General features: G+C 39.1%; 6 protein-coding genes. 2 read left to right on the top strand and 4 right to left on the bottom strand.

All coding sequences use genetic code 11. The features are described 5' to 3' along the window. Nucleotides 1-197 precede the first annotated feature (197 nt). The 4 genes from AC3WOM_RS26070 to AC3WOM_RS26055 all read right to left on the bottom strand — a co-directional run bounded on the left by AC3WOM_RS26070 (nt 198) and on the right by AC3WOM_RS26055 (nt 4,047). Complete coding sequence (locus AC3WOM_RS26070) at nt 198-914, bottom strand: LutC/YkgG family protein (RefSeq protein ID WP_492448964.1); 717 nt, start codon at nt 912-914, stop codon at nt 198-200. Continuing rightward, nucleotides 914-2,341, bottom strand: coding sequence for a LutB/LldF family L-lactate oxidation iron-sulfur protein (locus AC3WOM_RS26065; RefSeq protein WP_427548527.1), 1,428 nt, complete (start codon nt 2,339-2,341; stop codon nt 914-916). Before AC3WOM_RS26065 ends, AC3WOM_RS26070 begins: the two co-directional genes overlap by 1 nt. 18 nt (nt 2,342-2,359) lie before the next feature. After that, nucleotides 2,360-3,076: a (Fe-S)-binding protein gene (locus tag AC3WOM_RS26060; protein WP_492448961.1), complete on the bottom strand. Its 717-nt coding sequence runs from the start codon at nt 3,074-3,076 to the stop codon at nt 2,360-2,362. A gap of 242 nt (nt 3,077-3,318) precedes the next feature. Further along, nucleotides 3,319-4,047 carry a FadR/GntR family transcriptional regulator gene (locus AC3WOM_RS26055; protein ID WP_427548523.1) on the bottom strand — a complete coding sequence of 243 codons (729 nt, stop codon included), beginning with the start codon at nt 4,045-4,047 and terminating at the stop codon, nt 3,319-3,321. A gap of 438 nt (nt 4,048-4,485) precedes the next feature. Between AC3WOM_RS26055 and AC3WOM_RS26050 the strand changes: the two genes are divergently transcribed. Both AC3WOM_RS26050 and AC3WOM_RS26045 read left to right on the top strand, forming a co-directional pair. Continuing rightward, entirely contained in the window at nt 4,486-6,162 is a 1,677-nt protein-coding gene (locus tag AC3WOM_RS26050) for an L-lactate permease (RefSeq protein ID WP_492448958.1), read from the top strand. A gap of 134 nt (nt 6,163-6,296) precedes the next feature. Next, nucleotides 6,297-7,589, top strand: a 1,293-nt coding sequence (locus tag AC3WOM_RS26045; protein WP_492448955.1) for an ATP-binding protein, incomplete at its 3' end; no start/stop codon positions are given.

Here is a 7,589-nt window from a genome sequence, read left to right as displayed (position 1 = left end):
AACGGAGATCACCTTCATTTGACTTAGGAGTGTTCACAAAGAGTCCCTTGACCATTTAGTTTTTCAACACTATGAAACCAGACATTCTTCAGTTTAAAGAATGTCTGGTTTATCTTTTTCAGTAGAAAACCTAGAAGACAGCACCAATACAATTTTGAATTTGAAATTAGCAGCGATAGTCTAAAACAATAGCTAATCTACTGATCCTCAATGACAATGTAAGTTGCTTTAATGGGCCCATGTACACCAACAATCAAAATCATCTCTATATCGGCTGAGTTACTTGGTCCTGTAATAAAGTTAATACAGGAGGCAATCTGCTCTCCGTCCTTTATTTTTTTACGAATGAAGCGGGCAGCTTGCGTCATACGTGGAACGAGTGTACTTTTAGGAATTAAAATAATGGATTTTTCTGGTAAGAAGCTAACAGATCTACCTTTATCCTTGCTGCTAAAAAGTACAGCAGTTCCTGATTCGGCTAATGTTATTTCGCTTATAGTAATGCTAATATTTGCTTTTTCAGCCTGCTGAATATTTTCCTCATGCTGTGCCGGGTTCCATTCATACAGTTGAATGCCCATTTGTGACCAGTGCTCTGTCATAAGCGATGTTAAGCCATAACGCTCAAAACGCTCATCTTTCCATGTTACTACTGAATGACCTCCATAATTTTCAACGACCTTTTGTAAATCCTTTGTGAGATTAGCTGTATCTGTCAGAACGATCTCTGTATGAATATTTTTACATTGCTCCACCAAAACCTCTACTAATTCATCTTTTGTTGCCTCTTTGAGTACACGCTCTTGCGGCTGGTATTGCCATATAGGTTGTGCAAGCTCAGTTTTAGGTGTACGTCCAAGCTGTTGGGCGATTTTTGATAAAAAGGCATCTCTATTTTCTATAGTACCTATCATTAGTGCTCTCCTCCTTTAGAACGTTGCTTAAGCCAATTTCTGAAACTATCTTTATTTGGTGCAGGGAAATCTCTTGCTTCTGTCCATGCTTTTAATGGACCAGGACCATTTGAGATTTTATTGTCTTTAGTAAATGGTGACATTGCAGGTGAGGCAATCTTTGTCGCCATTTTATAAAGGGTAGGGGAGGAGGCACCTAGACCAAAAGCCTTCATTAGTAGTTTTTCAGAAACAGGTGCTCTTCCTTCGTTTTCAACAATTACTTGACGATGGCGATGAATAAGCTGATGTAATGGAATTTTCACAGGACAAGCATCTGTACATGCCCCGCACAATGTGGAGGCATATGGTAGTTCTTTAAAATCATCATATCCTCCTAATAATGGAGAGAGCACAACACCCACAGGTCCTGAATAGATGGAACCGTACGTATGACCACCAACATGACGATAAACTGGACATGCATTGACACATGCTGCACAGCGAATACATTGTAGAATTGGCTGGAATTCGCCACCTAAAATATCGGAGCGCCCATTATCAACAATGACTAAATGGAATTCCTCTGGGCCATCTGTATCGCCTTCTTCCTTTATTCCCGTTAAAGTTGTAATATAGCTCGTAAGCTTTTGACCAACAGCGCTTCTTGTTAATAAACTGACAAGTACCTCCATCTCTTCAAAGGTAGGAACAATGCGTTCCATGCCCATAACGGTAATTTGAGTTTTCGGTAGGGCAGTCACTAAATCTGCGTTACCTTCATTTGTAACAAGTGTAATAGAGCCACTTTCTGCAATGGCAAAATTACAGCCTGTGATGCCAATATCAGCAGTCAAGTACTCATTCCGAAGTTTCTCACGGACGTAGAGGGCAAGTTCCTCTGGTTTTTCAGTTTTATCATAGCCTTGCTTTTCTTTAAAAACATCTCGTATTTGCTCCTTATTTTTATGCAAGGCTGGAACAACAATGTGAGATGGTGGCTCATGATCATCCACCTGTAAAATGTATTCACCTAAATCTGTTTCAATAACTTCACAACCAAGCTCTTCTAGCGCAATATTTAAATTGATTTCTTCTGTAACCATTGATTTTGACTTTACGATTTTCTTAGCATTTTTCTTTTTTGCAATACCTTGAATATAGTCTGTTGCTTCTGTTGCTGTTTGTGCAAAGTAAACATGACCACCTCTTTTTGCAACATTTTCACTTAACTGATATAAGTAAAAATCTAAGTTTGCTAGTACATGCTTACGAATTTCTTCTCCATGAGAGCGCCATTCCTCCCAATGGCCAAGCTCTTCAGCCTGTGTAAGTCGACGTGTTTGAAAGCGTTCCTGTGCACTTGACACAGCCCCACGCATAAATGTATTTTCTAACTCCTTCGTTACTCGATGATTAAATTGATCGTCACTAGTTTTCATTGCCATTCCTATTCCCCCTCTGATCTATCGGCAATTTAATACTTCTGCAATATGCATTACTTTAATTGGCTTTCCCTGTCGATCAATTCGACCACCAATATTGATTAAACAACCAGCATCAGCGCCAATTAGGATATTTGCCCCTGTTTCTGCTACATCGTGTACTTTTTCAGTAACCATTTCTCCTGAGATGTTACCCATTTTTACTGAAAAGGTACCGCCAAATCCACAACAGCGATCTTTTCCTGGCAGTTCCACATACTGTAAACCCTTCACTTGACGTAATAATTTAAGTGGTGCTTCTTTTACTCCTAGTAGGCGTGTCATATGGCAGGATGTATGGTAAGTAGCTGTGCCTTCTAAATGGGCACCAACGTCCTCAATCCTTAAAACATTGACAATAAACTCTGTAAATTCATAGGTTTTATCTGCTAATGCCTGTGCTCTTTGTTCCCAAATCGTGTCCCCCTTAAAAACCTCTGGATATTCTTTAAACATATACGCACAGGAGCCTGAAGGAGAGACCACATATTCAGCATGTTCAAATGCTGTAATCATTTTTTTCATGGCATTTTTAGATTCCTTTATGTAGCCGCTATTATAGGCTGGCTGTCCGCAGCAAATTTGATTTTCTGGAAAATCAATATCACAGCCAAGTCTTTCAAGTACTTCAACTACAGCTTTTCCTACATTTCCTTGAAACATATCAACTAAACAAGTTGCAAATAGTGTTACTTTCATGAGTATCGCTCCTTTTTATTTTCTCCTACATTTAACTGGGGAAGATCTTTTAAGTGGTAGATTCACTGCTCAAACAATTACGATTGACTTGAAGTTTTTAATAATTCAACCGGTCATCAGATGACTTTGTTGAGCAAATAGATTGCTTTTATAATACTACAACTTTTCAAATGAGTAAAAGTGTTTATTATAAATTTTCGAAAAATTTAAAAGCTGCCTATATAAAAACTAGGCAGCTACTGTTATTTCATTGATTCTGTTGTTTCAAAATATTGCATTAAAACCTTTTCCACATTGCTTAAATGGGAGGCCATAGCATGCTTTGCCAGCTCTTCATTTTGTTGTTTAATGGCAAGGAAGATTTGCATATGTTCATCGTATAGCTGTTCACTTGTTGTTTTTTTAGAGTATAACCAAATCCGTCGTGTCTCTTTCATCGTTTCAATCATTAACCCTGAGACTTGGTCCAATATAGTTGCAAGCAGGGGGTTTTGTGAAGCTTTAGAAATTGCTGCATGAAATTGGAAATCAACTTTTTCGCCTAGCTCGCCATCTCCTTGTACACGTTTCATTTCATCCAATATTTGAATCATGGCTTGAATGTCTTCGTCTGATCGATGGGTAGCTGCGCTTGCAGCTGCACCTACTTCGATGATTTTGCGTACTTCTAATAAATGAGCGACATCTTGTTTATTTGTTAATATCGCTGTCGAAAGGGGGAAATCGAGTTGGCTAGGCTGGATGCTTTTAACAAAGGTCCCTGAGCCCTGTTTGATTTCAATGAGTCCCATTGCCTTTAAAGCAGAAAGTGCCTCTCGTATAGCGGATCTACTTACCTGTAATTGTTCTGCAAGCTGTTCTACAGAGTCAAGACGATCACCAGGTTTCAGTACACCAGCTCTAATTTTTTCATACAGGATTTCGGATACTTCCTCATATATTTTTTTCGGTTTAATTTTTCTTAATTCCAAGGAGCTACACCTCATTTATGCTCAATCATATGTTTATTATACATGAAGAAAAGTAATTTACTTACTCTTTAACGTGAATACTTTGTGTAAATAGCATGGAACTATAGGAAATGACTGCAAATAGCTTTCTAAATGTCGAATTTTAAGATTTCAAAAAAAATATTGAATTTTGAGAATATAGTTAATATAATCTTATCATGCGGTCATCTGATGACCTAATATTCTGTTGTTTAAATGGCAGTAGAAAAAATTGAAGGTTTATTACAATAACATGTGAGCGAGAGTGTATTTCTTTTGTTAGAAGTTATTTCTACAAGAAGGGAACGGAATCGACAGAAAAACCTTCTGGTAATGTGATTGACTTGAAAGGAGTGGAAAATACCGAGTAATAGTGTGGCGTAAATGAATTTGGGAGAAATTATATGGGGGGTATGAAATTTGACATTTACACAAAATTTCACAGCTGTTGGAGATAGTCTTGGGTGGTCAGCCGCTGTAGCAATAATTCCGATTCTTTATTTTTTCTGGGCTTTAGCGGTAAAAAAAATGAAGGGCTATATGGCGGGTTTAACAACGCTCCTTGTGTCCTTACTGTTGGCTGTTTTTGCTTTTAAAGTACCAGTAGCAACAGCTATTATGTCTGCTTCTCAAGGAGCGGTTTATGGGCTAGTACCAATTGGCTGGATTATTGTAACGTCCGTTTTCCTATACAATTTAACGGTGAAAACAGGCAATTTTAATATCATTCGTCATTCGGTATTATCGATTACTGAGGATCGACGTATTCAAGCTTTACTCGTAGCATTTTCTTTCGGAGCTTTCCTTGAAGGCGCGGCTGGATTTGGAGCACCTGTTGCCATATCAGCAGCATTATTGGTTGGACTTGGCTTTAATCCTTTGTATGCTGCTGGACTATGTCTTATAGCCAATACAGCGCCAGTAGCATTTGGAGCAATTGGTGTTCCTATTACGGCAATGGAAGGTCCAACTGGTATATCAGCGTTTGAAATTTCGAAAATGGTCGGTCGACAATTACCATTTTTAGCAGTCTTTATTCCATTCTTTTTAATTTTCATTATGACAGGCTTTAAAAAGGCTTGGGAAGTTATGCCGGCAATTTTAGTATCAGGGATTTCATTTGCTGTTACACAATATTTAAGCTCTAATTTTTTAGGACCTGAATTACCAGATGTTTTATCTGCCTTAGTATCATTATTTGCACTAGCGATTTTTATGAAATTTTGGCAACCAAAAACAATATATCGCTTTGCTTCAGAGCGAGAGGTTCCTATTACAAAAGCTACCAATGAATCATATAGTGGAGCTGCAATTGTGAAGGCTTGGTCCCCGTTTATTATTCTAACGCTCTTTATTTCTTGCTGGGGGATTCCAACGATTAAAAGTGCACTTACAGGACATTATGAAAGCGCAAATATGATACTCAAAGGTGTAAATGTCTTAGGACAAGCCCTAACATTTATGCCTGAAGTACCTTTCTTGCATAATCAAGTATTGAATGGTACAACTGGCGATCCAATTGCTGCTGTCTATAAGTTAGAGTTGTTAGGTGCTGCAGGAACAGCTATATTATTAGCTGCAATTGTGTCCAAGTTTATTTTAAAGATTTCTTGGAGGGAATGGGGTAAAACGTTTTTCGAAACGTTAAATGAAATTAAGTTCCCATTAATCACGATCTGTAGTGTTGTTGGCTATGCCTATGTTACAAATACAGCTGGTATGATGACGACACTTGGCCTAGTGTTAGCGAAAACAGGTGCATTATTCCCATTCTTCTCTCCTGTATTAGGATGGCTTGGCGTATTTATCACTGGATCGGATACCTCGTCAAATGTATTATTTGCCAAGCTACAACAGGTTACAGCAGATTCTGTCGGAATGGACCCGGTACTAGCACTTGCAGCGAACTCATCGGGTGGTGTAACTGGTAAAATGATTTCACCACAATCGATTGCAGTGGCTGCAGCAGCAGTTGGTCTTGTTGGACGAGAATCAGAATTACTGCGCTTTGCCTTAAAGTATAGTATTATGCTGCTGTTATTTATTTGTATTCTTACCTACTTACAAAGTAATGTACTAGCTTGGATGATTCCATAGTAAATGAACAGTCTATTTAAATATGAAAGATTTACAACTAAAGTCTCTTGGAAGCGTTCTCACTTTTCTAAGAGACTAAGCATTAAAATTTTTATCTTAAAATCAAAAAATCTTACTAAATGGAGGGAAGTCAATTGACATTCATACGTAAAATTCTCGTAGCCAATCGGGGAGAAATTGCGATTCGTATTTTCCGTGCCTGCACGGAGCTTCATATCCAAACGGTAGCCATTTATTCACGAGAGGATAGTGGTGCCTTCCATCGCTTTAAAGCAGATGAGGCCTATTTAGTAGGGGCGGGTAAAAAGCCCATTGATGCTTATTTAGATATTGAGGGCATTATAGCGATTGCGAAAGATGCGGGTGTAGATGCCATTCATCCAGGGTATGGTTTCTTATCGGAAAACGTAGAATTTGCACGTCGTTGTGAGCAGGAGGGCATTGTGTTTATCGGGCCTACTTCTGAACATTTAGATATGTTTGGAGATAAGGTCAAAGCACGTTCTCAAGCCATTGCTGCAGGAATTCCTGTTATTCCTGGTACAGATGGTCCTGTCGCTGATTTAACAGAGGTAGAGGCATTTGCTAGCACCTATGGCTATCCAGTTATGATTAAGGCAGCACTTGGCGGTGGTGGTCGCGGGATGCGTCTTGTGCATACATCAGAGGAGCTTGCTTCTTCTTATGAACGAGCCAAATCAGAGGCAAAGGCAGCTTTTGGCTCGGATGAGGTGTATGTAGAGAAGGCAATTATCAAGCCAAAGCATATTGAGGTTCAAATTATTGGCGATCAACAGGGCAATATCGTGCATCTATATGAGCGTGATTGTTCGATTCAACGCCGTCATCAAAAGGTCGTTGAAATTGCGCCATCGAATTCAATTTCAGAAAATTTAAGAAATCGAATTTGTGAGGCGGCCGTGCAGCTAATGAAAAATGTCTCGTACATAAATGCAGGGACAGTAGAATTTTTAGTGGCGGGTGAAGATTTTTATTTCATCGAGGTCAACCCGCGTATTCAAGTGGAGCATACCATTACAGAAATGATTACGGGTATCGATATCGTACACACTCAAATTAAGGTGGCGGCAGGCTATGCGCTGCACAGTGAAGAAATTCATCTGCCAAAGCAGGAAGAGATGCCAATGATTGGCTATGCTATTCAGGCGCGTGTAACAACAGAAGACCCTGCTAATGATTTTATGCCTGATACAGGTAAGCTGATGGTGTATCGTTCGAGTGGTGGCTTTGGAGTCCGTCTCGATGCAGGGAATGGCTTCCAGGGCGCGGTTGTGACACCATACTATGATTCCTTACTGGTAAAAATTTCAACATCAGGAATGTCGTTTCAAGAAGCTGCTGCGAAAATGGACCGTAACTTAAAAGAATTCCGTATTCGTGGGGTTAAAACAAATATTCCGTTTTTA

The organism is Lysinibacillus sp. FW301-JW8 (genome assembly GCF_058788755.1).
Note: the sequence above shows the minus strand (reverse complement) of the source record. Positions and strands in the feature narration are given on the sequence as shown.